This window comes from Pseudomonas sp. HP_08, assembly GCF_055284095.1.
Genome location: NZ_JBTOQC010000002.1, coordinates 47,138 through 69,533 on the forward strand (window position 1 = coordinate 47,138; position 22,396 = coordinate 69,533).

General features: G+C 63.0%; 21 protein-coding genes. 3 read left to right on the top strand and 18 right to left on the bottom strand.

Features of this window, described 5'->3' with window-relative positions; all coding sequences use genetic code 11:
* Positions 1-95 precede the first annotated feature (95 nt).
* The 7 genes from ACYAS9_RS03235 to ACYAS9_RS03265 form a co-directional block, all read right to left on the bottom strand.
* Positions 96-1,097 carry a glutathione S-transferase family protein gene (locus tag ACYAS9_RS03235; protein WP_463566875.1) on the bottom strand — a complete coding sequence of 334 codons (1,002 nt, stop codon included), beginning with the start codon at positions 1,095-1,097 and terminating at the stop codon, positions 96-98.
* 105 nt (positions 1,098-1,202) lie between these two features.
* Positions 1,203-2,204, bottom strand: coding sequence for a glycosyl transferase family protein (locus tag ACYAS9_RS03240; protein WP_463566876.1), 1,002 nt, complete (start codon positions 2,202-2,204; stop codon positions 1,203-1,205).
* Positions 2,201-2,536: a TusE/DsrC/DsvC family sulfur relay protein gene (locus tag ACYAS9_RS03245; RefSeq protein ID WP_463566877.1), complete on the bottom strand. Its 336-nt coding sequence runs from the start codon at positions 2,534-2,536 to the stop codon at positions 2,201-2,203. The genes ACYAS9_RS03240 and ACYAS9_RS03245 overlap by 4 nt, the downstream gene beginning before the upstream one ends.
* The gene (gene tusB / locus ACYAS9_RS03250) at positions 2,533-2,817 is read right to left on the bottom strand and encodes a sulfurtransferase complex subunit TusB (RefSeq protein ID WP_463566878.1); all 285 of its coding nucleotides are present in this window, start codon (positions 2,815-2,817) and stop codon (positions 2,533-2,535) included. The genes ACYAS9_RS03245 and tusB overlap by 4 nt, the downstream gene beginning before the upstream one ends.
* Positions 2,817-3,179, bottom strand: a complete 363-nt coding sequence (tusC, locus tag ACYAS9_RS03255) for a sulfurtransferase complex subunit TusC (protein WP_463566879.1) — start codon at positions 3,177-3,179, stop codon at positions 2,817-2,819. Before tusC ends, tusB begins: the two co-directional genes overlap by 1 nt.
* Position 3,180: 1 nt before the next feature.
* Entirely contained in the window at positions 3,181-3,573 is a 393-nt protein-coding gene (gene tusD, locus ACYAS9_RS03260; RefSeq protein ID WP_463566880.1) for a sulfurtransferase complex subunit TusD, read from the bottom strand.
* 40 nt (positions 3,574-3,613) lie between these two features.
* The gene (locus ACYAS9_RS03265) at positions 3,614-4,234 is read right to left on the bottom strand and encodes a TetR/AcrR family transcriptional regulator (protein WP_463566881.1); all 621 of its coding nucleotides are present in this window, start codon (positions 4,232-4,234) and stop codon (positions 3,614-3,616) included.
* Positions 4,235-4,368: 134 nt separating this feature from the next.
* On the opposite strand from ACYAS9_RS03265, the gene ACYAS9_RS03270 reads away from it, so the two are divergent.
* Complete coding sequence (locus ACYAS9_RS03270; RefSeq protein ID WP_463566882.1) at positions 4,369-5,610, top strand: MFS transporter; 1,242 nt, start codon at positions 4,369-4,371, stop codon at positions 5,608-5,610.
* Here ACYAS9_RS03270 and ACYAS9_RS03275 read toward each other — a convergent pair.
* The 7 genes from ACYAS9_RS03275 to ACYAS9_RS03305 form a co-directional block, all read right to left on the bottom strand.
* On the bottom strand, positions 5,538-5,870 hold the full coding sequence (locus ACYAS9_RS03275) for a DUF3325 domain-containing protein (RefSeq protein ID WP_463566883.1): 333 nt from the start codon (positions 5,868-5,870) through the stop codon (positions 5,538-5,540). The two genes, ACYAS9_RS03270 and ACYAS9_RS03275, sit on opposite strands and share 73 nt — an antisense overlap.
* A gap of 1 nt (position 5,871) precedes the next feature.
* Positions 5,872-7,413: a PepSY-associated TM helix domain-containing protein gene (locus ACYAS9_RS03280; RefSeq protein ID WP_463566884.1), complete on the bottom strand. Its 1,542-nt coding sequence runs from the start codon at positions 7,411-7,413 to the stop codon at positions 5,872-5,874.
* Entirely contained in the window at positions 7,410-7,697 is a 288-nt protein-coding gene (locus ACYAS9_RS03285; protein WP_463566885.1) for an iron transporter, read from the bottom strand. The genes ACYAS9_RS03280 and ACYAS9_RS03285 overlap by 4 nt, the downstream gene beginning before the upstream one ends.
* Positions 7,698-7,770: 73 nt before the next feature.
* Complete coding sequence (locus ACYAS9_RS03290; RefSeq protein WP_463566886.1) at positions 7,771-9,996, bottom strand: TonB-dependent siderophore receptor; 2,226 nt, start codon at positions 9,994-9,996, stop codon at positions 7,771-7,773.
* 143 nt (positions 9,997-10,139) lie between these two features.
* Positions 10,140-11,477, bottom strand: coding sequence for a HAMP domain-containing sensor histidine kinase (locus ACYAS9_RS03295; protein ID WP_463566887.1), 1,338 nt, complete (start codon positions 11,475-11,477; stop codon positions 10,140-10,142).
* Entirely contained in the window at positions 11,474-12,190 is a 717-nt protein-coding gene (locus tag ACYAS9_RS03300) for a response regulator transcription factor (RefSeq protein WP_463566888.1), read from the bottom strand. Before ACYAS9_RS03300 ends, ACYAS9_RS03295 begins: the two co-directional genes overlap by 4 nt.
* Positions 12,191-12,273: 83 nt before the next feature.
* Positions 12,274-14,166 (bottom strand): sigma-54-dependent Fis family transcriptional regulator, encoded by a 1,893-nt coding sequence (locus tag ACYAS9_RS03305; RefSeq protein ID WP_463566889.1) that lies wholly within the window; start codon positions 14,164-14,166, stop codon positions 12,274-12,276.
* A 247-nt stretch (positions 14,167-14,413) separates the two neighbouring features.
* On the opposite strand from ACYAS9_RS03305, the gene ACYAS9_RS03310 reads away from it, so the two are divergent.
* Positions 14,414-16,207, top strand: coding sequence for an NAD(P)/FAD-dependent oxidoreductase (locus tag ACYAS9_RS03310; RefSeq protein ID WP_463566890.1), 1,794 nt, complete (start codon positions 14,414-14,416; stop codon positions 16,205-16,207).
* Positions 16,208-16,223: 16 nt separating this feature from the next.
* Here the strand turns inward: ACYAS9_RS03310 and ACYAS9_RS03315 are convergent, their stop codons facing one another.
* The gene (locus ACYAS9_RS03315) at positions 16,224-17,876 is read right to left on the bottom strand and encodes an ABC transporter substrate-binding protein (protein ID WP_463566891.1); all 1,653 of its coding nucleotides are present in this window, start codon (positions 17,874-17,876) and stop codon (positions 16,224-16,226) included.
* 212 nt (positions 17,877-18,088) lie between these two features.
* Positions 18,089-18,628, bottom strand: coding sequence for a TetR/AcrR family transcriptional regulator (locus ACYAS9_RS03320; RefSeq protein WP_463566892.1), 540 nt, complete (start codon positions 18,626-18,628; stop codon positions 18,089-18,091).
* Between the two features lie 141 nt (positions 18,629-18,769).
* Here ACYAS9_RS03320 and ACYAS9_RS03325 point away from each other — a divergent pair, with 141 nt between their 5' ends.
* The gene (locus ACYAS9_RS03325; protein ID WP_463566893.1) at positions 18,770-19,879 is read left to right on the top strand and encodes an NADH:flavin oxidoreductase; all 1,110 of its coding nucleotides are present in this window, start codon (positions 18,770-18,772) and stop codon (positions 19,877-19,879) included.
* Between the two features lie 89 nt (positions 19,880-19,968).
* Here the strand turns inward: ACYAS9_RS03325 and ACYAS9_RS03330 are convergent, their stop codons facing one another.
* Positions 19,969-21,150: an acetyl-CoA C-acetyltransferase gene (locus ACYAS9_RS03330; RefSeq protein WP_463566894.1), complete on the bottom strand. Its 1,182-nt coding sequence runs from the start codon at positions 21,148-21,150 to the stop codon at positions 19,969-19,971.
* A 270-nt stretch (positions 21,151-21,420) separates the two neighbouring features.
* Positions 21,421-22,326, bottom strand: coding sequence for a LysR family transcriptional regulator (locus ACYAS9_RS03335; RefSeq protein WP_463566895.1), 906 nt, complete (start codon positions 22,324-22,326; stop codon positions 21,421-21,423).
* Positions 22,327-22,396 lie beyond the last annotated feature (70 nt).

The window sequence follows — 22,396 nt, forward strand, 5'->3', positions numbered from 1 at the left end:
CGCTGAACGGTTACGACTGCTGACGCAGCCGGTCGCGGTGATCCGGCATTTCGGCAGAGCGCGCTCCTACGGGGTTTTGTGCAAGCTCATAATCGTTAATCAATCTGCCAGATGCCGTTACCCGTCAACCGCGCCCGGTCATGCCCGACAGTGAAATCCTGCTTCGGCCCTTTGGGGACGATGCCGGTCGGGTTGATCGTGCGGTGGCTGGCGTAGTAGTGGTGTTTGATGTGCTCGAAATCCACGGTCTGCGCCACACCCGGCCATTGGTACAGCTCGCGCAACCAGTTGCTCAGGTTCGGGTACTCGTTCAGGCGCCGCAGGTTGCACTTGAAGTGCCCGTGGTACACCGCATCGAAGCGCACCAGGGTCGTGAACAAACGCACATCGGACTCGGTCAGGTGCTCGCCGGCCAAGTAGCGCTTCTCGCCCAGCAGCACTTCCAGCTCATCGAGCTTGGCAAACACCGCATCGAAGGCTTTTTCATAAGCGCCTTGTGACGTCGCAAAGCCGGCCAGGTACACGCCATTGTTGACGGCCGGGTAAATCTGCTCGTTGAGCGCGTCGATTTCGCCGCGCAAGCTTTCGGGGTACAGGTCCAGGTGATTGCCGGTCAGGTCATTGAACGCCGAGTTGAACATGCGGATGATCTCCGCCGATTCATTGCTGACAATCCGCTTGAGCTGTTTGTCCCACAACACCGGCACGGTGACGCGCCCAGTGTATTCGGGGTCATCTTCGGTATAACGCTGGTGCATGAATTCAAGATCATCCAGCGCATCGCCGCTGGAGCCGGTGCTCTTATCGAAGGTCCAGCCGTTTTCCAGCATCAGCCAGCTGACGACCGACACATCGATGAGCTTTTCCAGGCCCTTGAGCTGACGCACGATCAAGGTGCGATGCGCCCACGGGCACGCCAGCGAAACATACAAGTGATAACGACCGGCTTCGGCCTTGAAGCCACCTTCACCGCTGGGACCGGGTGCGCCGTCCGCCGTCACCCAGTTACGCCGCTGGGCGTTCTCGCGCTGGAACGCGCCTTCCTTGCTGCTTTGATACCACTGGTCGTGCCAGTGTCCGTCGATGAGCAGGCCCATGCTGGACTCCAAACTTTATGAGTAAACGTTGGAGCCCAGTCTATCGGCCAGGGTTCGAACTAAAAGCGCAAATAACCGCCTCTATCGATCGAATAAGGCGATGTATCAGAGAGAACGGTCGCGGTTCTCCCAGAATTGCCGGGCTTGCCCAAAGGCGGCTTCGCGCTCCACGCCCAGCCCGCGCAGGGCCAGCGCCATGGTCGACAGCAACGCCAGTTCGCCGTAACTGTCTTCGACCTCGCCGCGCCAGAACGCCAGCAGATGCTCAGGCTCCAGGGTGGCGGGCTTGACGTGGCGCCGCTCGGACAACGCCGGCCATTCCTCATCCCATTCCTGGCCGGCAGTGGTGCCGTACAGGTGGCTGATGTTGTCGGGATTGACCTCGATTTCACCACCGTCGCCCTTGACCACGATGGCATGGTCGCCCAACAGGCGGCTGGCTTCGCGGTGCACGCTCTGATAGCCAGGGTGAAAAATGCTCTGCAAACCGCAACGCGCCTTCAGCGGGTTGAGCACGCGGGCCAGCGAGTGGATCGGCGAACGCAGGCCCAGGGTGTTGCGCAAATCGATCATGCGCTGCAACTGCGGCGCCCAGTCGGCCAACGGAATAAACGCCAGATGGCGCTGCTGCATGGCGTTATCCACGGCGTTCCAGTCGCGGCACAGCGGGATGTTCAGCAGGCCGAGCAACTGCTCGGTGTACAGCCGGCCAGCGGTGTGTGCGCCGCCGCCATGCAGCAGCACGCGCACGCCGTTATTGGCCAGGCACTTGGCGGCCAGCAGAAACCACGGCAGGTGGCGCTTCTTGCCGGCATAGCTGGGCCAGTCGATGTCGACCTTGATGGCCGGTGCGTTCAGGCGCTCGCGCAGGGCTTCGGTAAAGCCTGCCAGTTCCTCCGGGCTCTCTTCCTTGTGGCGCAGCAGCATCAGGAATGCACCCAGTTGCGTGTCCTCGACTTTTTCGTCGAGCAACATGCCCATCGCTTCGCGGGCCTCTTCGCGGCTCAGGCCACGGGCGCCGCGCTTGCCTTTGCCGAGGATGCGCACAAATTGGGCGAACGGGTGTTCGACGGGTGTTTCGGTGACAAGAGGGCTGTAGTCGGTCATATGCAGTTCGTCGGTTTGGGCAGGCCCGCCAGCCGGGCCGCCAGTTTGGCGGGCCGGCCGTTGAACAGGCGATTGAGGTGCATGCTGTTGCCCTTGTCCGGGCCCAGCTTGAGTGCCGTGTACTTGATCAGCGGACGGGTGGCCGGCGACAACTGGAATTCGGCATAGAACTGGCGCAACACCAGCAGCACTTCTTCATGCTCGGCGCTGAAGTCGATGCCTTCCTCGGCGGCCAGCGCCTGGGCGACCTCCAGCGACCAGTCGGACAGGTTTTCAAGAAAGCCATCCTGATCCAGCGCAATCGCGCGGTCTGCAACAGTGAGATGGGTCATAGCCAGGTATTGACCTTGTCGAAGCGGATGGACAAATCGACAAAGCCCGGATAATCCACCGCGCTTGCATCGGCCGGCAGTGTCAGGCCCCGGGCCTGCAGGTCTTCCTGCAACACGAACAAGCGCTCGCCGAGTGCTGCCAGCGCCGGGTCATCACGGCGCAAGGCGTAGGTGCCATCGCCGCACAGCAGCACGGCATCGCGCTCGCCCAGCACCCGCAGGCAACTGTCCAGGCGGGTATCGGTGAACGGGGAATGGGAAACAACGTGCAAGGTCGCCATCAGATCGTGATCACCTGGTCGTAACGGTCGAAAAGGGCAGCAATGTCGGCGCCGCTGGCCAGCGTGCGAATATCGTCATCCAGCTCGCTGGCCTCGATGCCGCGCTGTTGCAGGCTATGGCCGCAGGCGTACAGCTCATCGACGCCGAACATCGGCAGCGCCTTGAGGTTGGCGGTGACATCCTTTTGCTGCACGGCCGCCGCGTGTTGGCCTGCCTGCAACTGGAACACGCCATCGTCGAGAAACAGCAGGCCCACCGGCAGGTCGAACGCGCCACCGGCCAGCACGATATCCAGCGCCTCACGCGCGCCCGGCCCCGACCAGGGCGCCTGACGGCTGACGATCAACATCGATTTGCTCATGTCAGGGCCCTCCAAAGCAGATCACCCGATCCGCTGTCTGCGCCGCATCGTGCAACTGGCCCAGGCCCGACAACTCCCACGGCGCTTGCAGATTGGCCGCATCGCGCTGATAACGCGTCGCTTCCTCGGCATTCAACACGCCCCGGCGCAAGGCGGCGGCAATGCACACCACGCCATCGAGGCCGTGCGCGGTAATGAACGCGCTCCACTGCCGCGGCAGGTCCTGCTCGTCTTGCGGGGTGACCACCGTGCTTGAGGCGCTGTGCACGCCCTCCTGATAAAAGAACAGGCGCACGATTTCATGCCCGCCGGCCAGCACGGCCTGGGCAAATTGCAAGGCGCGACGGGAAGAGGGCGCATGGGGTGCGCTAAACAGGCAAATAGCGAATTTCATGATCGGCTCAATCAGCGGAACTGGCGCAATGATAAAGAATTCAGGGGCCAGGGTGTGAATTGACGCTGCGTTCGTCCGTGCCGGCCAACAACCCGCGCAACAGCAAATCCAGCGCCGTCAGGGCGTGTTTAAGCCGTGTCGGGCCCTCATCACTCTCGGCGATCCAGAACGCAGCCTCGGTCATGCTCCCGTAAATCAGCAGCGCCAAGGCTTGCGGGTCGGCCTGGGTGATAACCCCTTGCTCGATCAAGCGCCCGATCAAATCCTGCAACGAGCGAACGCACTGGCGCTGCGCTTGCGGTGATGCGGCACCGAATACGGCGCGAGCATCACGCAGCACGATGCGCTGAATCTCAGGTTCCAGAGCCATGTGCAGGTAGCTGCGGCAGCGCTCGTGCAGGCCTTGCCAGGTATTTTCATGGTTGTCGGAAATAGCCTGCAGGCGTGCGTCCATTTCGGCATCGATCTGCTCGACGACCGCCGCCAACAAGCCTTTCTTATCGGTGAAATGGTGATAAAGCGCACCTCGGGTCAGGCCTGCCTGTGCGGTCAGGTCGTCCATCGAGGTGTCGGCGTAGCCACGTTCGCTGAACACGTTGCGGGCGGTGTCCAGCAAGGTGATGCGGGTCTGTTCCATGTCAGCGCGGGTGCGGCGAACCATTGCGTTCTCCTTACATACGTTGCGTATGAATATTTACATACGGACCGTATGTATGTAGCGTTTATACATACGAGATGTATGTATTGTTCGCGCCCCACGCCATTCTGGCAAGCGGGCATGTTCTGGAGAGCACCATGACCAATCCTTACCGCGCACTGTTCGAGGTCCCTGGCGCCGCAGCTTTTGTGCTTGCGGGTCTGATTGCCCGGCTGGCTTTACCGATGATGGGCATCGGCATCATCACCATGCTCGCCCAGTTGCGCGGCAGTTATGCGCTGGCAGGAGCGGTATCGGGCACCTTTGTGCTGACCTATGCGCTGCTGTCGCCACAGATTTCACGGCAGGTGGACCGGCTGGGGCAAGACCGGGTGTTGCCGGTCGCGACCCTGATCAGCGTGGTGGGCGTGTCGGTCCTGTTATTGGCAACCTGGTGGCCGGCGCCAGACTGGACGCTGTTTCTGGGCGCCTGCCTGACCGGTTTCATGCCCAGCCTGCCGGCCATGGTCCGTGCCCGCTGGACGGCGATTTTTCGTGGGCAACCGCGTTTGCGCACCGCCTTTTCGCTGGAAACGGTGCTCGACGAACTGAGCTTTATCGTCGGGCCGCCGCTGGCGGTCTGCCTGAGCGTGATGACGTTTGCTCAGGCCGGCCCATTGGCCGCTGCTGTGCTACTGGCCATCGGTACCGTCTGGCTGGTCCGTCAGCACGCCACACAACCGGCGATTATCGAGGCCATTGCTGGCACACGGTCTGTCTTGCATCTGGCCAGCGTGCGGCTGCTGGCATTGTTGATGATCGCCATGGGCATGATTGTCGGCACCGTGGACATCGTCAGCGTGGCCTTTGCCGAGCAACTGCGGCAACCGGCGGGCGCTTCGCTGGTGTTGTCGGCCTATGCGCTGGGGGCATGTCTGGCAGGGCTGCTGTTTGGTGCATGGCAACAGTCTTTAGCGCTGCACCGGCTGCTGGTGCTGGGCGGGCTGGCCACCGCCGCCACCACACTGCCGTTGATGTGGGTGACCGACCTGTGGATGCTGGCGGCGGCGGTATTCGTGGCAGGGCTGTTCTTCGCGCCAACCATGATCGTGGCGATGTCACTGATCGAGCGCGAGGTGCCCGAGCAACAACTCACCGAAGGCATGACCTGGCTGCTGGCAGGTTTGAACGCCGGTGTCGCGCTGGGCGCGGTGTTGTCCGGGCAAATGGTCGATGTCGCCGGCGCTAGCGCCGGATTCAAGGTGGCATTGACAGCCTCAATGGCCGTGCTGGTATTGAGTGCCTGGGGGAGCCGGCATCTGGCGAATCACAACAGCATCGCCACGCCCAGCACCGGCCAGCCGACCCCCGGCAACCACACTGACCAGCGCGGTGCATAAGGCAGCAGCAACACCAGCCCCAGCCCGGCCAGCGCCAGCAGCCCGAACCAGCCGGGCGCCGCCATGGCCCAGCCCCAGGCCTGCACGCAGCAGGCAAAGCTGGCGGCCAGCAACGTCCAGCCGCTTCCGCGCAGCAGGCGTTGCACGCCTGTGCCGGGGGCGCGTTGGTAAAGCTGTTTGTAGTGCCGCTCAAGGCCCAGGCACAAACTCAAGAAACCGCTGTAGGCCAGCAGCCCGCCGGCGATGATCCACAGGTTCATGTCAGTTGACCTCCATAACCTGCGCGGTTGCATGAAGCGGGGCGCGGGCCTTGACCGGTTGCCCCAGCTTCCAGCGGGCCCAGGCCAGCAGCCCGCCGATGATCACCACCACCGCTTCGAGCCAGAACGTGTCGGCGCGGGTGCCGCTGACCAGGTTCAGCAGCGGCAGGCCGATGCACAGCGCGGCGGTCAGCCCCAGTTGTTCGCGCCAGGCACTCAGCCATGGGCGCACGATGGCGTGGCCCAGGCTGGCCAGCCACACCAGCAGGAACACGTGCACCTCCCAGTCGCCGCGCCCTGGCAAGCCGACCGGCAGCAGGCGGTTGGCCCACAGGTAGGCCACGCAGGCCAGGCTCAAACCGGCAATGACCGCCACGTTGAGGCGCTCGGCGCTGTGATAGAGCACGGCCGCCACACGACCTTCGGCATCGTGGCGACGGCGGCGCTTGACGGTGAACAGCACCACGCCGGTGGCCAGCATCGCGCAACTGGCCAGCCCGCAGAGGAAGTACAGCCAGCGCATCCAGTAGCCGCCGAACTGGGCAAAGTGCAGCCCCGACATGACCTTTTGCGTCAGCACCGTCGCCCGGCTGTCGCTGGGCAGGCGCAGCACCTGGCCGCTGACGCCATCGAACTGCAGGCTCATGCCCTTGGTCAGCTCGATGCGATTACCCAGCACCGGGCGCACCTCGATACGGGCATCGCTGCGTCCGGGGTTGTGGATGCTCAGGCTGGCCACCGGCCCCAACAGCCGTTCGGCTTCACTGAGCACCGGCGCCAGCGCCGTGAGGTCAGCCGGCTGAACGGGCGGTTTTGCTGGCGCACGCTGTCCGCGCTGCTCGGCCACCGGGCCTTCACGCAGCGCCCGGCTCATGCTTTCGCGGTCGCCATCGAACAGCGCATCCATCGCCGCCGGCATATAGATCAGGTAGAAAATCACCAGCCCGGTGTAAGTGATCATCAGGTGAAACGGCAACACCAGCACCGCTGTGGCGTTGTGCGCATCCAGCCACGAGCGTTGGCCCTTGGCCGGGCGGAAGGTGAAGAACTCCTTGAAGAACTTCTTGTGGATCACGATGCCGCTGATCAGCGCCACCAGCATCGCCATCGCTGCCAGGCCCACCGCCCAGATGCCGATATTGCGTGGCAGGTTGAGGGTGAAGTGGAATCGAAAGAAAAAGCCGCCGCCCGCCGTTTCGCGTGCTTGCAGCGCTTCACCGGTGTAGGGATCGAGCAGCGTGCCGCCGCCACGGCGCTGTTCACCGGCCGAGACGCTCAGGTTGGGCGAGCGTTCGGTGGGCAGGCCGATGTTCCAGGCGCTGGCGTCCGGGTGCCTGTCCTGCAGATAGTCCAGCGCCACCTGCGCGGCCTGCACTTGATCGAGGTTGTGCGCCGGAATTTCCGGGCGCATCCAGTTATCGATTTCCTTGTCGAACACCGCCAGGGTGCCGGTCAGGAAAATGCTGAACAGCACCCAGCCGAACATCAGCCCGCTCCAGGTGTGCAGCCACGACAGCGACTGGGTAATCGTTTTGGCTTTCATGCGGCACGCTCCAGCAGTTGCGGCCAGAAGCCGATGCCGGCCAGCGGCACGGCCGTGGCGATGCCTGCCCAGGCGCGCCAGTGGTTATGGCAGGTAAACACCCAGAGAATCACCAGCGTGTACACCACGAACGACAGCAGGGTGGCGCTGACCATCGCGTCGGCCTTGTTCAGTGGCAGCACGCGCGCCAGGGCCGCGGTAAAGGCATAAGTAAACAGATAGCCGCCCGGCACGGCGGCCAGCAGGCGGGAAACGGTGGGCCAGGGAGAAGGTCCGCTCTTCATGCAAAGGTGCTCATCAGACACACGGGATAAGCAAAAACCCGGAATCAACCGGGTTTTTGCCGAGGGGTTTGAATCAGAACGACGTGGTTACCGACGCATAGAACGCACGGCCCGGTTCGTTGTAGGTGCTGGCACCGGCGCTGGTGCCCGCGCCTTCGCGGTACACGCGCTTGTCGAACAGGTTGCTGATGCCGGCGCCGAACGACAGGTTGTCGTTCACTTCATACGTGCTGCCGATGCTCCACAGGTGGTACGGGTCCAGCGTCTTCAACTGGTTGCTGGCGGTCACTGCGGTTTCCTGCAAAGGGTTGGTGGTGCGCGGCTCTTGCTTGCCGTACCAGGTGCCGGTCAGGTTGACCGACAACGCCGGCGTCACCTGCCAGTCGAGCATGCTGTTGACCGTGTACTTGGGCACCACCGACAGCGGGTTGCCGTCGCTGTCTTCGTTGGATTCCATGTAGGTGAGGTTGGTGTTCCAGCTCAGCACATCGCCTGCATTGCCGAGCAAGGGCACGCCGACATAGCCTTCCCAGCCCTTGACCACCGCATCGCTGGCGTTGTCCCAGCGCAGAATGGCTTCGTTGGCCGAGGTGCGGCCGGCCAGGTCGTTGGACGACACGATCTTGTTGTCGTAATCGTTGCGGAAGTAGGTCAGGCCGGCGCTCCATCCGTCGCGGGCAAAGCTGATGCCCAGTTCCTTGTTGATGCTGATTTCCGGGTCCAGGTCCGCGTTGCCCAGCACATAGCAGCCGTTGGAACTCAGGCTGGCAGCGCAACCGTTACCGTTGCTGCGGTACAGGTAGTTGGGGTTGGACTGGTACAGGTTCGGCGCCTTGAACGCACGGGCGATACCGCCCTTGAGGGTGATGTCGTCGGTGATCTTGTACGAGCTGTTCAGGCTCGGGCTCCAGTTGGCGCCGAACTGGTCATGGTGGTCCAGGCGCAGGCCCGGCGTCAGGTACCACTTGGGCGTCAGCTCGATGTTGTCTTCCAGAAACACCGCCATGATGGTCGCGTCCATGTCGGTGGCGCGAGCGCCGGCGGCCGAGTTGGGCAAGGTGGTGCCGATGGCGCGGTCCATGGTGCTCGGGTCGTCGAGCTCCTGGCGGTTCCACTCGGCGCCGACAGTCAGCGTCTGCTGGAACACCAGCTCCAGCGGGATATCCAGCTGGCCTTGGACCAGATAGCTGTCGTAGGTGCTGGTGCTCTTGTCGCTGCCGTTGATATCGCCGTCCACCGAGCCGGTCTGGCCTTCGGGCAGGCGGTTATTGCGGGTCTTCTCGTACTGCGCCAGCAGTTTGGAGGTACCGAACGCCCAGTCGCCGCGATGAGTGACCGAGAAATTCTGCCGGTACATCGTGTTGGTCTCGCGGCCCAGCCAGGTGTTGATGGTGCTGCCGGGCACCAGCGAGTCGGTGCCGCCGGTGCCGACGTCGCCGGTGTAGATATTGCCCTGGCGGCTGTAGCCGGCTTCGAAATCGAGGGTCTGTTGCGGGTCCAGCGCCCAGCTCAACAGGCCGTTGACGTCCTTGTTGCGCACCCCTTCGCGGCCGGCCGCCAGAGAGGCACCCGAAGCCGTATCGGTGTGCGCCTGGTTGATATCGGCGTCGTCGGCGTCGGTCTTGTTCAGGTTGCCGTAGACGCGGAAGGTCAGCGCGTCGGTCAAGGGACCGGCGAGGCTGAACGAGGTGCGCTTGGTCATGCCCTCGGCGTCGTCTTCCGGCAGGTTGGTGAACGCGGTGATCGAGCCGGTGAGCTGGTCGCTCGGGCGCTTGGTGATGATATTGACCACGCCGCCCATGGAACCTGAGCCGTAACGGGCCGCCGCCGGGCCGCGCAGCACTTCGATGCTCTCGACCTGATCGGCCGGCACCCAGTTGCTGTCGCCACGGGTGTCACGTTCGCCGGAGCGGGTGTAGCGCACCGAGTTGCGCGAGGTCACCGGCTTGCCGTCGATCAGGATCAGGGTGTTTTCCGGGCCCATGCCGCGCAGGTCGATCTGGCGGTTGTTGCCGCGCGTGCCGCTGGCGCTGTTGCCGGTCAGGTTGACGCCGGGCATCTTGCGCACGATTTCCGACAGGTCATTGACCGGCGGGCGCTTCTTGATGTCTTCGGCGGTGATCAGCGACACGCCGGAGGCTTGCTTGAGTTCCTCTTCGGCGGTGGCGACCACGTGGGTATCGGTGAGGTGCAGCGCATCCGCAGGTTGCGCCGAGTCAGCGGTTTCGCCCAGTGCCAGCGCCGGGCTGGCGGCCATCAGGGCCATGAAAAGGTGACTTAATCTGAATCGCGGATGCATCTGCCTACTCCTGTTGACGTATGAAAATCAGGAGTGAGGGCGTTTGTATTTCTGCCCCGAAGGCGGCGCTGTTGGCTCGCTCGACTCCCTTAGTGGGTGCAGATGCTACTCATTATCAAATAAGATTAAATATATTTTACATTTTATACACTCGCCAGCCGCAGGTGCACGCGCAGCCCTGGCCCGGCATTCTCCGCCCAGATCTCGCCGTTTTGCGAGACCACCACACTTTGCGCAATCGACAGGCCCAGGCCAAAACCGTCGCCTCCGGGGCGTTCGGCATTCAGGCGAATGAACGGCTGAAAAATCTGCTCCAGTTGGTCGGGCGGCACGCCCGGACCCTGATCCTCGATCCACAGGTGCCAGTGCCGTTCCTCACGCTCGCCGTTGAGCCGCACCACGCCGCCCTCGGGGGAATGGCGTACGGCATTACGCAGAATGTTTTCCAGCGCCTGGGCCAAGCCATTGAGATTGCCCAGCACCTGACAATCGGCGGGCAACTCGCACGGCAGCCGTTCGATGGGCCAGCCGGTCTCGAAGCTGCTGTCCTCGCAGAGCATCTCCCACAACTGCGCGACTTCCACCGGCTCTACGGGCAATTGCGGACGCTCGGTGTCCAGCCACACCAGCTCCAGGGTGTCATCGATCAGTCGCTCCATGATCTGCACCTCGTGCTCCTGGCGCTGGCGCATGGCGTCGATGTCCAGCTCGCGTTCGCCGGCCACCCGCAGGCGGCTCAACGGCGTGCGCAGTTCGTGCGACAAGGCGCGCAGCAGCCGGCGCTGGAATACCACGGTGGTTTCCAGGCGGCCGGCCATCTGATTGAACGAGCGCGCCAGATCGCCCAGTTCATCGCGGCGCCTGGCCACTTTCGGCTCGACCCGTGCCGACAGATCACCGGTACTCAGCGCGTTGGCCTGCCGGCGCAGGGTGGCCATCGGTGCGATCAGCCACCGGTACAAAAGTACTCCCAACAGCAGCGCGAGGGCGCTGGGCAGCACTTGTTGCAGGGCAATTTCCCAGAGGTTGTTGTGCCGCCGCGGGTCCAGGTGCAACGGTAATTCCATCACCAGCCGGGCATCGATCCCCGGCAATGGCGCGTAGAAGTTCGGCCGCCCGCCCGGCCGCCCGACAGGGCTGTCCAGGGCACGGATAAAGTTCAGCCGTGCGTGCTCGTCGGCCAGCACCGGCTGTGACGACAAGGACTCGTCGCGGGCGTCGACCACCACCGCCCAGACCTTTTCGCGCTGGCGTAAATCGCGCAAAAATCCATCCAGCCCCGCACGGCCCTGCTCGCGCCAGACACTGGCCGCCTGGGCGGCATAGTCGGTGAAGACCTTCTTGGTCGACGCCGGCAGAAGGGCGCTGGCGTCATACATGCGCTTGCCCAGGTCCACTTGTAGGCTGACCAGCCACAGGCACAGCAGCGCCAGCAACACGATCAGTTTCCATAGCAACGAATGGCGATTGGGCAGGCTCATGGCACCAGCGGGCTCAGCACATAACCGGTGCCGCGCACGGTCTGGATATTGCGGCCGTTGTAGCCGATCAGTTGCAGCTTGCGGCGGATACGGCTGACGTGCATGTCGAGGCTGCGATCGTAGGGCGACCAGGCCCGGTGCATGGCCTGCTGATACAGAAACGCCTTGCTCAAGACCTCGCCGACCTGTGCAAGCATCACTTCAAGAATGCGAAATTCGGTGCCGCTCAAGTCGGCCCAGACGCCGTTATGGCTGACATCGCAGCGCTCGGTGTCCAGCGTCAGTTGCAACTCTTCGTGGCGGGTGTTTTTCGCCTCATGTTCGTAGGCCACCCGGCGCAGCACCGCATCGATGCGCACATCCATCTCGCGCATGCTGAACGGCTTGGGCAGGTAATCGTCGGCGCCCTGGCTGAAACCTACAATGCGGTCCTGCTCGGCGCCCAGCGCCGACATCAGGATCACCGGCAGGCGCTGGTGCTCGCGCAACTGGCCGAGAATCTCCAGGCCGCTGCCGTCGGGCAGCATGATGTCCATCAGAATCAGATCGAAGCCTTCGCTGTTGACCAGCGCCAGCACCTCTTTCGCGGTATGCCGCAAGGTCACCGCAAAGCCGCGCTGCTGAAGATGACTGTGCAGGTGCGCGGCGAGCAACGGGTCATCCTCGATCGCCAGAATCCGCGCAGGCGAGCGCAGGGGAGGGTGGGAAAGCATGTTGATACCTGATCTGAGAATGATTCTTTGTCGCGCATTCTGACGAATGTTGAGAAAGATTCCTACAATCGATATGGCATCAATCAGCCCCGGCTGATGCCGTGCTGGCGCAATTTTCGATACAGCGTATTTCGGCTGATCCCCAGGCGCACCGCCACCCGGCTCATGTTCCATTGCTCGGCCTGCACCTGCGCCAGCAACGTCTGGCGCTCTGACTCGCGCAATGGGTCCTGTGCCTGAAGCAGCGACTGAGTGCTGTGCGGCAGTAATTCCTGCACATCCGTCAGGCAAATCCGTCCATCGTCGGACAACGCCAGCAGCGTGCGCAGCACGGTGCGCAACTGACGGACATTGCCCGGCCAGGCATGCGCCAGCAATGCTTCGCGTGCCTGCGACTCAAGGCGGACCGACCGTTGCCCGGCTTCTTCACGCAGCAGCCCATCGAGCAGCGCGCCCTTGTCCGTGCGCTCGCGCAGTGCCGGCAATTGCACGCTGAACCCCGCCAGGCGATAAAACAGGTCCTCGCGAAAAAGTCCTTGCGCCACCCGCGCCGTCAGGTCCTGGTGCGTGGCGCTGATGACCTGCACATCCAGCGGCCGTGGCGTCGCGCCGCCCAATGGCACCACTTCGCGCTCTTCCAGCACCCGCAGCAAGCGGGTTTGCAAGGCCAGTGGCATGTCACCGATTTCATCGAGAAACAGAATGCCGCCGTGCGCCTGTTCCAGCTTGCCGACCATGCCGTCGCGGCGCGCCCCGGTGAAGCTGCCGCCGCGATAACCGAACAGCTCGCTCTCGATCAGTGTCTCGGGAATCGCCGCGCAATTGATCGCCACGAATGGCCGGCTGCGACGCGAGCCTGCGCGATGCAAGGCGCTGGCGAACGCCTCTTTGCCGGTGCCGGTTTCACCGCGCAGCAGCACCGGCACATCGCGCTCCAGCACCCGTGCGGCGCGCTGGAAACTGCGCTGCAGCGCCGGGTCTTGCAGGCACACGCGCTCATCGAGCAGCGCCGGCAACGGTGGCGCAATCACCGGCGCCCTATGCTGCGGCGCCCGCAGTTGCGCATGCAACACGCGCCCGTCAGCCAGGCACAACGGCCAGCAGAGGCCCGGTTGCGGGCTGGCGCGGTCGAGTATCTGTTCAAGCGGCAGCTGGACCAGCGTCGTCAGCGCCTGTCGCGCCAGTTGCGGGCGCGTCAGGCCCAGCAGGTCCAGGGCCATCTGGTTGGCCGAGGTGATCGCGCCGCGCTCATCAAAACCGAGCAAGCCTTCACCCAGCAGGCCGGTAAACCCCGGCTCCGGATGAAAGCGCAGCAAAAAGTGCTGTGGCTGGTGCTGGAGGAAATAGCAGCTCTCGATCAGCCGCGCCGACAGGCTGGTCAGCGACATGGCCTGGAAGCGTTCCTGCAAGGTGCGCTCTTCATGCGCCGACGACACGTTGAGCACCGCCAGCAACTGGCCGTGCGGATCGAAAATCGGGCTGGCCGAACAGGTCAGGCCCGCATGGCGCCCGCGAAAATGCTCATCGCGTCGAATCGTCACGTGTTGGCGCTCGACCAGGCAGGTGCCAACGCCGTTGGTGCCCTCGCAATCCTCGCTCCACATGGCGCCCAGCCACAAGCCTGCGCGCTGAAACTCCACCCGCTCGGCTTCGTCGAGCACGCTGTCGATCACCACGCCCTGCGCATCGGTAAGCAGCACCACATGGCCGCTGCGGCCCAGTTGCTGGTGCAGGCTGTTCATCTGCCAGCGCGCCACGCCGATGATGTGCTCCAGCGGCGCGCGATGATCCTGCAGCCGTGGTTGCTCGACGACGCAAGGCGCCTGCCGGCTGGCGGGGTCGAGGTGATGCTGGTTCAGGCAACGGTGCCAGGAACGGGTGATGGCAAGGCCGGCACCGCTGTGCTCGGTGGCAGGCAGACCGTGTACAGCCTGCAAAACCTGTTGCGCGTGGGCGCTGATCAGGGTCGACGTCATTATTGTTGTTCTCCGCAGTCAAGCTGGGTCTGTCGGCAGCTTAGTTGAAAACGCCCGGCCTTGAAAAATCACCCGCTGGCACACCGTGACACTCTGTCACGGCGCACTGTCCCGGCGATGGCACATCGGCAAGCACCGAAACCGCGATTGATCTGCACGGTAACGCTCTGCGCCGCCGCTTTCAGAAATATGGCCCGAGCCTTGCGATAGCACAGGGGCAAACAAGAACAACAAAGGAAAGCCCGCAATGACTATCGCTATCCAAACCCCGACCGAACAACTCGCCGCCTGGGTCGAGCACTTTGCCGAGCACCTGGCCCGGCGCGACATCGATGCGGCGCTGGGGCTGTTCAACGATGAATGCTACTGGCGCGACCTGGTGCTGTTCAGCTGGAACCTGGTCACCCTGCAAGGCAAGCCCGCCATCGCTGACATGCTCGACGAGCGCCTTGAACACGTCCGTCCCGGGCAATGGCAGCTTGAAGGTGAAGCCACGCTGGGCGACGGCGTGATCGAAGGCTGGATCAGCCTGGAAACCGATACGGCGCGCGGCAAGGGCTATGTGCGCCTCAAGGACGGCAAGTGCTGGACGCTGCTGACCAGCATGCGTGAACTCAAGGGGTTCGAAGAGCCCGCCGGCCGCCGCCGCCCGCAAGGTGCGCAACACGGCCACGGGCATGCCGACAAGCGCAACTGGCTGGAGCGCCGCCAGGACGAACAGGCCGCTATCGGCATCATGACCCAGCCCTTTTGCCTGATCGTCGGCGGCGGGCAGGGCGGTCTCGGCCTGGCCGCGCGGCTCAAGCGCCTCAACGTGCCGACGTTGATCATCGACAAGGCCGAGCGTCCCGGCGACCAGTGGCGCGGGCGCTATAAATCGTTGTGCCTGCACGACCCGGTCTGGTACGACCATATGCCTTACCTGCCGTTTCCCGACCACTGGCCGGTGTTCACGCCCAAGGACCAGATGGGCGACTGGCTGGAAATGTACACGCGCATCATGCAGCTCGATTACTGGCCGCGCACCGAGTGCGTACAGGCCAGCTTCGACGAGCAGACCGGGCAATGGAACGTCGAGGTGCTGCGCGATGGCGAGCCGCACATCCTGCGCCCGACCCAGTTGATTCTGGCCACCGGAATGTCCGGCGTTCCCAATGTGCCGGTGTATCCGGGCAGCGAGAATTTTGCCGGCCAGCAGCACCATTCCAGCCGTCATCCGGGCGGCGATGCCTGGCGCGGCAAGCGTGCGGTGGTGATCGGGGCGAACAACTCGGCCCACGACATCTGTGCCGATCTGGTCGAGAACGGTGCCGAAGTGACCATGGTCCAGCGCTCCAGCACGCACATCGTCCGCTCCGAAAGCCTGATGGAATTTCTGTTTGCCGGGCTGTATTCCGAGGACGCGCTGGACAGCGGCCTGAGCACCGACAAGGCCGACATGCTGTTCGCCTCGATCCCTTACAAGATCATGGGCGACTTCCATCGTCCGGTGTTCGATGCGATTCGCGAGCGTGACCAGGACTTTTATGCGGGCCTGGAAAAAGCCGGCTTCATGCTCGATTTCGGCGACGACGATTCCGGCTTGTTTCTCAAGTACGTGCGCCGGGGTTCGGGGTATTACATCGATGTCGGCGCCTCGCAACTGATCGCCGACGGCACGATAAAACTCAAGAGCGGCGCGGGGCTGGGCGTCGAGCACATCGAAACCGATGCGGTGGTGCTCAACGACGGCACCCGGCTGCCCGCCGACCTGATCGTCTACGCCACCGGCTACGGCTCGATGAACGGCTGGGCCGCCCGGCTGATTTCCCCGGAGGTCGCGGACAAGGTCGGACCGTGCTGGGGGCTGGGCTCGGGCACCACCAAGGATCCCGGTCCGTTCGAGGGCGAACTGCGCAACATGTGGAAGCCCACCGCGCAAACCAACCTCTGGTTTCACGGCGGCAACCTGCACCAGTCACGGCATTATTCGCTGTACCTGGCGCTGCAACTCAAGGCGCGCTTCGAGGGCCTGGAGACGCCGGTGTATCAAGCCCGATAAAGAATCCGGGCGGGCTTTAGCGCTTGCCCAGTTCAATGTCGTTAAACAGGGCAATTCCCTCTGCCGTCCAGTGGAAATTGCCCACCTGCGCTGCCGTCGCCGCCTGGATCAGCCGTTCGGCCACCGGAAAGGTCGAGGCTTCATCGATCAGCAAATCCTGCAAATCGCCATAGGCCTGGCCGCGCTGTTCGGGGCGGGTCGCATTCATCCCGGCATCGAACAACGCCTGCGCCTTGACCAGCGTTTCGGGCTCGTAGGTGTTGGTGGCCATCGTGGTGCTGTACGCCACCCGCGGGTCAAGAATGGTTTGCAGGATGATCGGGTCGGCGCGGGTCATGTAGCTGGAGGTCAGGTCGTATTTACCCGATGCCATGGCCTCGGACCATTCGCCACGGGTCACGACATTGAGCTTCAGCTCGATCCCGACCTTGCGCAACTGGTCCTGAATCAGCACATCGCCCGGCGCCTCGCTGCCCGCCAGGTTAAAGCCCAGGCTCAGGCGCTTGCCGTCCTTGTAGCGATAACCGTCGGTGCCCCTGGCCCAGCCGGCCGCGTCCAGCAGGCGTTCGGCGCCTTGCGGGTCGTAGGCCAGTTTGTCGCTCTGTTTCTTGTAGAACGGCGTGGTGACGTCATACACGCCGCTGACCACCGGAAAATCCGGGGTATAGATGGTGCGCGCATAGGTGGCGCGGTCGATGGATTTCTGCAAGGCCAGGCGCAGTTGCTTGTCGCCCAGCAAACGGCCGTCGCGGGTATTGGGGTAAAGGTTGATCGCCGGCCCCGGCAGCGAGCGGCTCTGGATCGTGGCGCCCTTGGACTGGAAGTGTTTCTGGTCGACCTCGGAGAAGGGCAGGCGCGGCCAGAGGATGTCGAGCTTGCCCTGCACGAACAGGCCGTTGCGCACGCTTTCTTCGGGCACATAGCTGATGTCCACGCTATCGACATGCGCATCGCCCTTGTTCTTCACATTGCTCGATGCCCAGGCGTAGCCGCTGCGCTTGAGCAGACGGGCGCCGACTTCCGGGGTGTAATGTTCAAGCACAAACGGCCCGGTGCCGATGATCTTGCCCAGCGAGCGCTCTTGCGCGCTGAGCGCATAGGAGGCGGGCGCCAGAATTGCCAGGTTGGTGGTTGAAGTGGCTTGCAGGAAGCCGGCGTTGGGGCGTGACAGCACCAGCTTGATCGTAAAATCATCGACCACTTCGGCATGCTCGTAACCGGCCAGGTAGGTCGCGCCAAAGGTTGCCGGCAGTTGCGTGGCGAACGCCTTGTTGCTGTCGAACGACGCCTTGACCGCCTTGGCATCGAAGCGCTCGCCATTGCTGAACGTCACGTCCTGACGCAAGTGAAAGGTGTAGGTCAGCGCGTCGTCACTGATCTCCCAGCTTTTGGCCAGCCAGGGAATGATCGCACCGCTGTCCGGGTCCTGGTCGGTCAGCGACTCGACCACATTGCGCAACAGCACGCGGTGTTCCAGCCAGTAGACCTGGAAGGGGTCGACACTGACGAGCATGGTGTTGTCACTGAAAAAGGCGATGCGCAGGTTTTTGCCCGACCCGGTTTCGCCTTCGGTGGGCGAACAGGCCGCCACACTCAGCGCCAGGGCGCAGGCAGCAAACAGGCGTGTGGCGAGGTGCAGGGTGCTTTTCGGGAGCAAGGCGGTGCGCATGAAGTCCTCTCGATTTCAGCTGGCTGACGCGGTGTGCGCAAGCCATGTGAGAGCGATGAGGTGGTGGTGGGCTCGCTCGGCTAGTGGTTACGTTGCGACCGTAGTCATATAACCAGCATCCGTAAAAGGCTTTTTAGCTATAAGCTAATTATGAAAATTGTTGATTTTGTTGTTATTTTTTATGTCCTGGATGTATTTAATTGTCAGCCGTTTCAGGACTTGGCGAGCCGCGCCAGAATATCTGCAAGGCAGGTGTCGAGAATCTCGTCTGCCAGCGGCGAATCGTCCGGGCAGGCTCTGGACATCACCACAGCCCCCATTGCCTGGGCAATCAGACTGATCATTCTGGCGCGGCGCTGCGGCTCATGTTTGGCCAGCATGCCTTCGATGCCATTGGCGAAAATCGCCTTGATGTCGTCTGACTGACGCGACGCATCCGCGCCCAGCGCCGCCATGGTGCAACCCTGATCGGGCGAGTCGCGGTGTTCGCGCGACAGGTAGCGCCTGAAGCGCTCGGCCGTGTCCAGGCTATCGCTGTTTTCCAGGCCCTTGGAGATTCCGCAGGCCGCCGCTTCCGCGATCAGATCGGCCTTGGAAGCAAAATGCTTGTAGAACCCGCCATGGGTGAAACCGGCAGCCGCCATCAAGTCCGCGACACTCACGCCGTCATAGCCACGCTCACGAAACAGCGCCGAAGCGGTCTCGACGATGTGCGCGCGATTGGCTTGTACCTGGGCTTTGCTGACCCGCATGTTTGAACCCTCTGCTGTCATCGACTGATCAGGCGCTGAGCATACATTGATGTCGAGCGTCATCAAAGCAGGTTGACAACAAAGATGACGATCGTCATCTTAATCGCCGACTGATTTTCTCGATTTCCCACGGAGAGTTCCATGTCCAGCGACATCCTGTTTACGCCTTTCACGCTCAAAAGCCTCGACCTGCCCAACCGCATCGTCATGGCGCCAATGACCCGTGGCCAGGCCCCGGACGGCATTCCCGGCACTCAGCACGCCGAGTACTACCGTCGCCGCGCGGCGGGCGGCGTAGGCCTGATCCTGACCGAAGGCACGGTGATCGACCGGCCGGCCTCGCGCAATATGCCGGGCATTCCGTTTTTCCATGGCGAGCCTGCGCTGAACGGCTGGGCCGGTGTCGCCGAGGCCGTGCACGCGGCAGGCGGTCGAATCGGTCCGCAGATCTGGCACACCGGCTCGACCCGCGCCCGTGGCGAATGGGTACCCGATGCCCCGGTCGAAAGCCCGTCCGGGCTGGTCGGCCCCAATGACCCGCGCGGTGTGGAAATGACCCTTGAAGACATCGCCGACACCGTGGCCGCGTTTGCCCGTGCCGCCGCCGATGCCAAGCGCCTGGGTTTCGATACCGTTGAACTGCACGGTGCCCACGGTTACCTGATCGACCAGTTCTTCTGGCCGGGCACCAACACCCGCACCGACGCCTTTGGTGGCGCGACGATTGCCGAACGCGCGCGCTTTGCCGCCGAGGCGGTCAAGGCTGTACGCGCCGCCGTGGGGCCGGACTTTCCGCTGATCCTGCGGGTCAGCCAGTGGAAGCAGCAAGACTACGCCGCACGCCTGGCCACCGATCCACAAGGCCTGACCGAATGGCTGGCGCCGCTGGTCGAGGCCGGCGTGGATATTCTGCACTGCTCGCAACGGCGCTTCTGGGAGCCGGAATTTCCTAAAATCGACGGCGAAGAAGGCCTCAACTTTGCCGGCTGGGCGAAGAAAGTCACGGGGGCTGCGACCATCAGCGTCGGCTCGGTGGGCCTGGATGGCGATTTCTTCGGCGCCTTCGGCGGCCAGGGCTCGGGTGCCGCCGCGCTGGACAACCTGCATGCACGGCTGGAGCGTGAAGAGTTCGACCTGATCGCCGTAGGCCGTGTACTGATCTCGGACGCCGAATGGGCCAACAAGGTCCGCACCGGGCAGACCGAGTCGTTGCAAGGGTTCAAGGCCGAGGATCTGGCGACACTGGCGTAAACCTGGGCGCAGGACTGGCCTGAGCCGGGAAGCAGGCACCGCATAACGGCCTTCCCGGCTAAAGCCGGTCCTACGCAGTCGACTCCGTTTCAGCCGCGTTCCAGTAACAACGCAACGCCCTGGCCACCGCCGATGCACAGCGTGGCCAGACCTTTCTTCGCATCGCGCTTGAGCATCTCGTGCACGAGCGTCACCACCACGCGGCAGCCTGACGCGCCGATCGGGTGGCCCAGAGCGATGGCGCCGCCGTTGACGTTGACCTTGTCACTGTCCCATTGCAGTTCCTGACCCACCGCCAACGCTTGCGCGGCAAACGCTTCGTTGGCTTCGATCAGCTCCAGCTCGTCCAGAGTCCAGCCAGCCTTGGCAAGACTTGCACGGGTCGCCGACACCGGCGCAATGCCCATGATCGCCGGGTCCACGCCGGAACTGGCATAGGCCTTGATGCGCGCCAATACCGGCAGGCCCAATTGCTCGGCTTTTGCCGCACTCATCAGCAGCACCGCCGCCGCACCGTCATTGACGCTGGAGGCGTTGCCGGCTGTCACGCTGCCGTCGCTCTTGAACGCCGGTTTCAGCTTGGCCAAGGATTCTGCCGTGGTGCCGGCGCGCGGTTGTTCGTCGTTGGCAAACGCCACCGGATCGCCCTTACGCTGCGGAATCAGAATCGGGGTGATTTCATCGCTAAAGCGCCCGGACTCGATGGCGTGCAGGGCTTTTTCCTGTGAGCGTGCCGCGAATGCATCCTGCGCCTGGCGCGAGATATCGAATTTGCTCACCAGATTCTCAGCGGTGATGCCCATGTGGTAATCGTTGAAACTGTCCCACAGGCCGTCGCTGATCATGCTGTCGAGCATTTGCGCATGGCCCATGCGCAAACCGGTGCGCGCCTTGGGCAGCACATAGGGCGCCAGGCTCATGTTTTCCATGCCGCCGGCAACGATCACCTCGGCATCGCCGCAACGGATGCTCTGCACGGCCAGGTGCAACGCCTTCATGCCCGAGCCACAAACCTTGTTGAGGGTCAGCGCCGGCACGGTGTGCGGCAAGCCTGCATGAATCGCCGCTTGGCGTGCGGTGTTCTGCCCGGCACCGGCGGTCAGCACATGGCCCAGAATCACCTCATCGACCTGCTCGGCGCCCAGCCCGGTCTGCTCCAGCAAACGGCGGATGACGGCAGCGCCCAGTTCGACAGCGGGCGTATTGGCCAGTGAACCCTGAAAACTGCCGATGGCAGTGCGTGTGGCGGCGACGATGACGACGTCTTGCATGAAAGTGCTCCTTGTTATTGTGTGCCGAGCGAACTCTCGTAGGAGCTGCTTTAGCTGCGATCGAGCGCGTAGCGCTCGCAGAAATTGTCCAAATGCTGAATTTTACGACTGCTGCGCAGCCGTTCCCGGCTAAAGCCGGTCCTACGAGGCCGTGTTGTTCTTAACTGATCAGCATTAGTCCGCAGTAGTGTCAGTAGCCAGCTTCTGCCCATTCCTGACGTTTGTTAAGTTTGTTTTCTTGTGCCATTGATTTGTAAATCAAATCAATCCTCACACCGAATGCAATAAAAACTGCTGCACCGCCTTGGCCTCGGCGGTGACCAGGGTTTTCTCGTTCCAGACCAGCCCCAGTTCCATGTCCGGCACCGGATCACTGAGCGTGCGGGTTTCCAGCCGCCGGCCCTCCAGCGACCAATGGCGAAAAACCATTTTCGACAGCACGGTCACGCCAAAGCCGTTCGCCACCAGCCCGCGCAGGGCTTCCATCGAGCTGGTCCTGAAGGCGACGCGCGGGCTGAGCCCGCATTGTTGCCAATAGCGGTTGGTCGAGGTTTCGCCTTCATCGACGGTAAACATCAGGTAGGGCAGCGGCTCGATGTCCTTGAGGCTGATCTTTTGCGCCTGCAGCAACGGATGGTCCACCGGCAGCCAGATTTCACGCTTGGACTGCATCAACACCGCCTTGCTCAGCGCAAGATCCGGCGCCGAGTTGGAGACGATGATCAACCCCAGATCAAGCGAGCCATTGGAGACGGCCTGCTCGATGGCCACCCGGTCCATGTCCTGCAAATCGAACTCGACATTCGGGTAGCTGCGCCGAAAGCGCATCAGCACCGTCGGCAGGTAATAACCCAGCACCGTGTAGCTGGCGCCGATGCGCACCGTGCCGCTGATCGCCGCACCGGTGCTGAGCGGCTCGCTGACCGCATCCTGCACGGCATTCAGAATCGAGCGGGTGCGCTCCAGAAAACGGTGGCCTTCCAGGGTCAGCCGCACGCCATAGGGCAGGCGTTCGAACAGGCTGACATTGAGCGTCTGCTCCAGTTGCGCAATGGCGGCGGTGATCGCCGATTGCGAAATATGCTCGCTGGCGGCCGCCAGCGAGAACTGGCCCATTTCGGCGGCGGCGCGAAAGTAGCGCAGTTGGCGAAGGGAAATATCACGGGGATGCGCCATCTGTTTTTTTTATACCTGATGTCTGTTTTTAGAAATTTACGATAGCCCAAGCGCCGGATAACGTAATTGA

Excerpts from the sequence above, each read along its gene's own strand:
- ACYAS9_RS03235 (WP_463566875.1), bottom strand. The coding sequence starts at position 1,097 with ATGGGCCTGCTCATCGACGGACACTGGCACGACCAGTGGTATCAAAGC.
- ACYAS9_RS03240 (WP_463566876.1), bottom strand. The coding sequence starts at position 2,204 with ATGACCGACTACAGCCCTCTTGTCACCGAAACACCCGTCGAACACCCG.
- ACYAS9_RS03245 (WP_463566877.1), bottom strand. The coding sequence starts at position 2,536 with ATGACCCATCTCACTGTTGCAGACCGCGCGATTGCGCTGGATCAGGAT.
- tusB (WP_463566878.1), bottom strand. The coding sequence starts at position 2,817 with ATGGCGACCTTGCACGTTGTTTCCCATTCCCCGTTCACCGATACCCGC.
- tusC (WP_463566879.1), bottom strand. The coding sequence starts at position 3,179 with ATGAGCAAATCGATGTTGATCGTCAGCCGTCAGGCGCCCTGGTCGGGG.
- tusD (WP_463566880.1), bottom strand. The coding sequence starts at position 3,573 with ATGAAATTCGCTATTTGCCTGTTTAGCGCACCCCATGCGCCCTCTTCC.
- ACYAS9_RS03265 (WP_463566881.1), bottom strand. The coding sequence starts at position 4,234 with ATGGTTCGCCGCACCCGCGCTGACATGGAACAGACCCGCATCACCTTG.
- ACYAS9_RS03270 (WP_463566882.1), top strand. The coding sequence starts at position 4,369 with ATGACCAATCCTTACCGCGCACTGTTCGAGGTCCCTGGCGCCGCAGCT.
- ACYAS9_RS03275 (WP_463566883.1), bottom strand. The coding sequence starts at position 5,870 with ATGAACCTGTGGATCATCGCCGGCGGGCTGCTGGCCTACAGCGGTTTC.
- ACYAS9_RS03280 (WP_463566884.1), bottom strand. The coding sequence starts at position 7,413 with ATGAAAGCCAAAACGATTACCCAGTCGCTGTCGTGGCTGCACACCTGG.
- ACYAS9_RS03285 (WP_463566885.1), bottom strand. The coding sequence starts at position 7,697 with ATGAAGAGCGGACCTTCTCCCTGGCCCACCGTTTCCCGCCTGCTGGCC.
- ACYAS9_RS03290 (WP_463566886.1), bottom strand. The coding sequence starts at position 9,996 with ATGCATCCGCGATTCAGATTAAGTCACCTTTTCATGGCCCTGATGGCC.
- ACYAS9_RS03295 (WP_463566887.1), bottom strand. The coding sequence starts at position 11,477 with ATGAGCCTGCCCAATCGCCATTCGTTGCTATGGAAACTGATCGTGTTG.
- ACYAS9_RS03300 (WP_463566888.1), bottom strand. The coding sequence starts at position 12,190 with ATGCTTTCCCACCCTCCCCTGCGCTCGCCTGCGCGGATTCTGGCGATC.
- ACYAS9_RS03305 (WP_463566889.1), bottom strand. The coding sequence starts at position 14,166 with ATGACGTCGACCCTGATCAGCGCCCACGCGCAACAGGTTTTGCAGGCT.
- ACYAS9_RS03310 (WP_463566890.1), top strand. The coding sequence starts at position 14,414 with ATGACTATCGCTATCCAAACCCCGACCGAACAACTCGCCGCCTGGGTC.
- ACYAS9_RS03315 (WP_463566891.1), bottom strand. The coding sequence starts at position 17,876 with ATGCGCACCGCCTTGCTCCCGAAAAGCACCCTGCACCTCGCCACACGC.
- ACYAS9_RS03320 (WP_463566892.1), bottom strand. The coding sequence starts at position 18,628 with ATGCGGGTCAGCAAAGCCCAGGTACAAGCCAATCGCGCGCACATCGTC.
- ACYAS9_RS03325 (WP_463566893.1), top strand. The coding sequence starts at position 18,770 with ATGTCCAGCGACATCCTGTTTACGCCTTTCACGCTCAAAAGCCTCGAC.
- ACYAS9_RS03330 (WP_463566894.1), bottom strand. The coding sequence starts at position 21,150 with ATGCAAGACGTCGTCATCGTCGCCGCCACACGCACTGCCATCGGCAGT.
- ACYAS9_RS03335 (WP_463566895.1), bottom strand. The coding sequence starts at position 22,326 with ATGGCGCATCCCCGTGATATTTCCCTTCGCCAACTGCGCTACTTTCGC.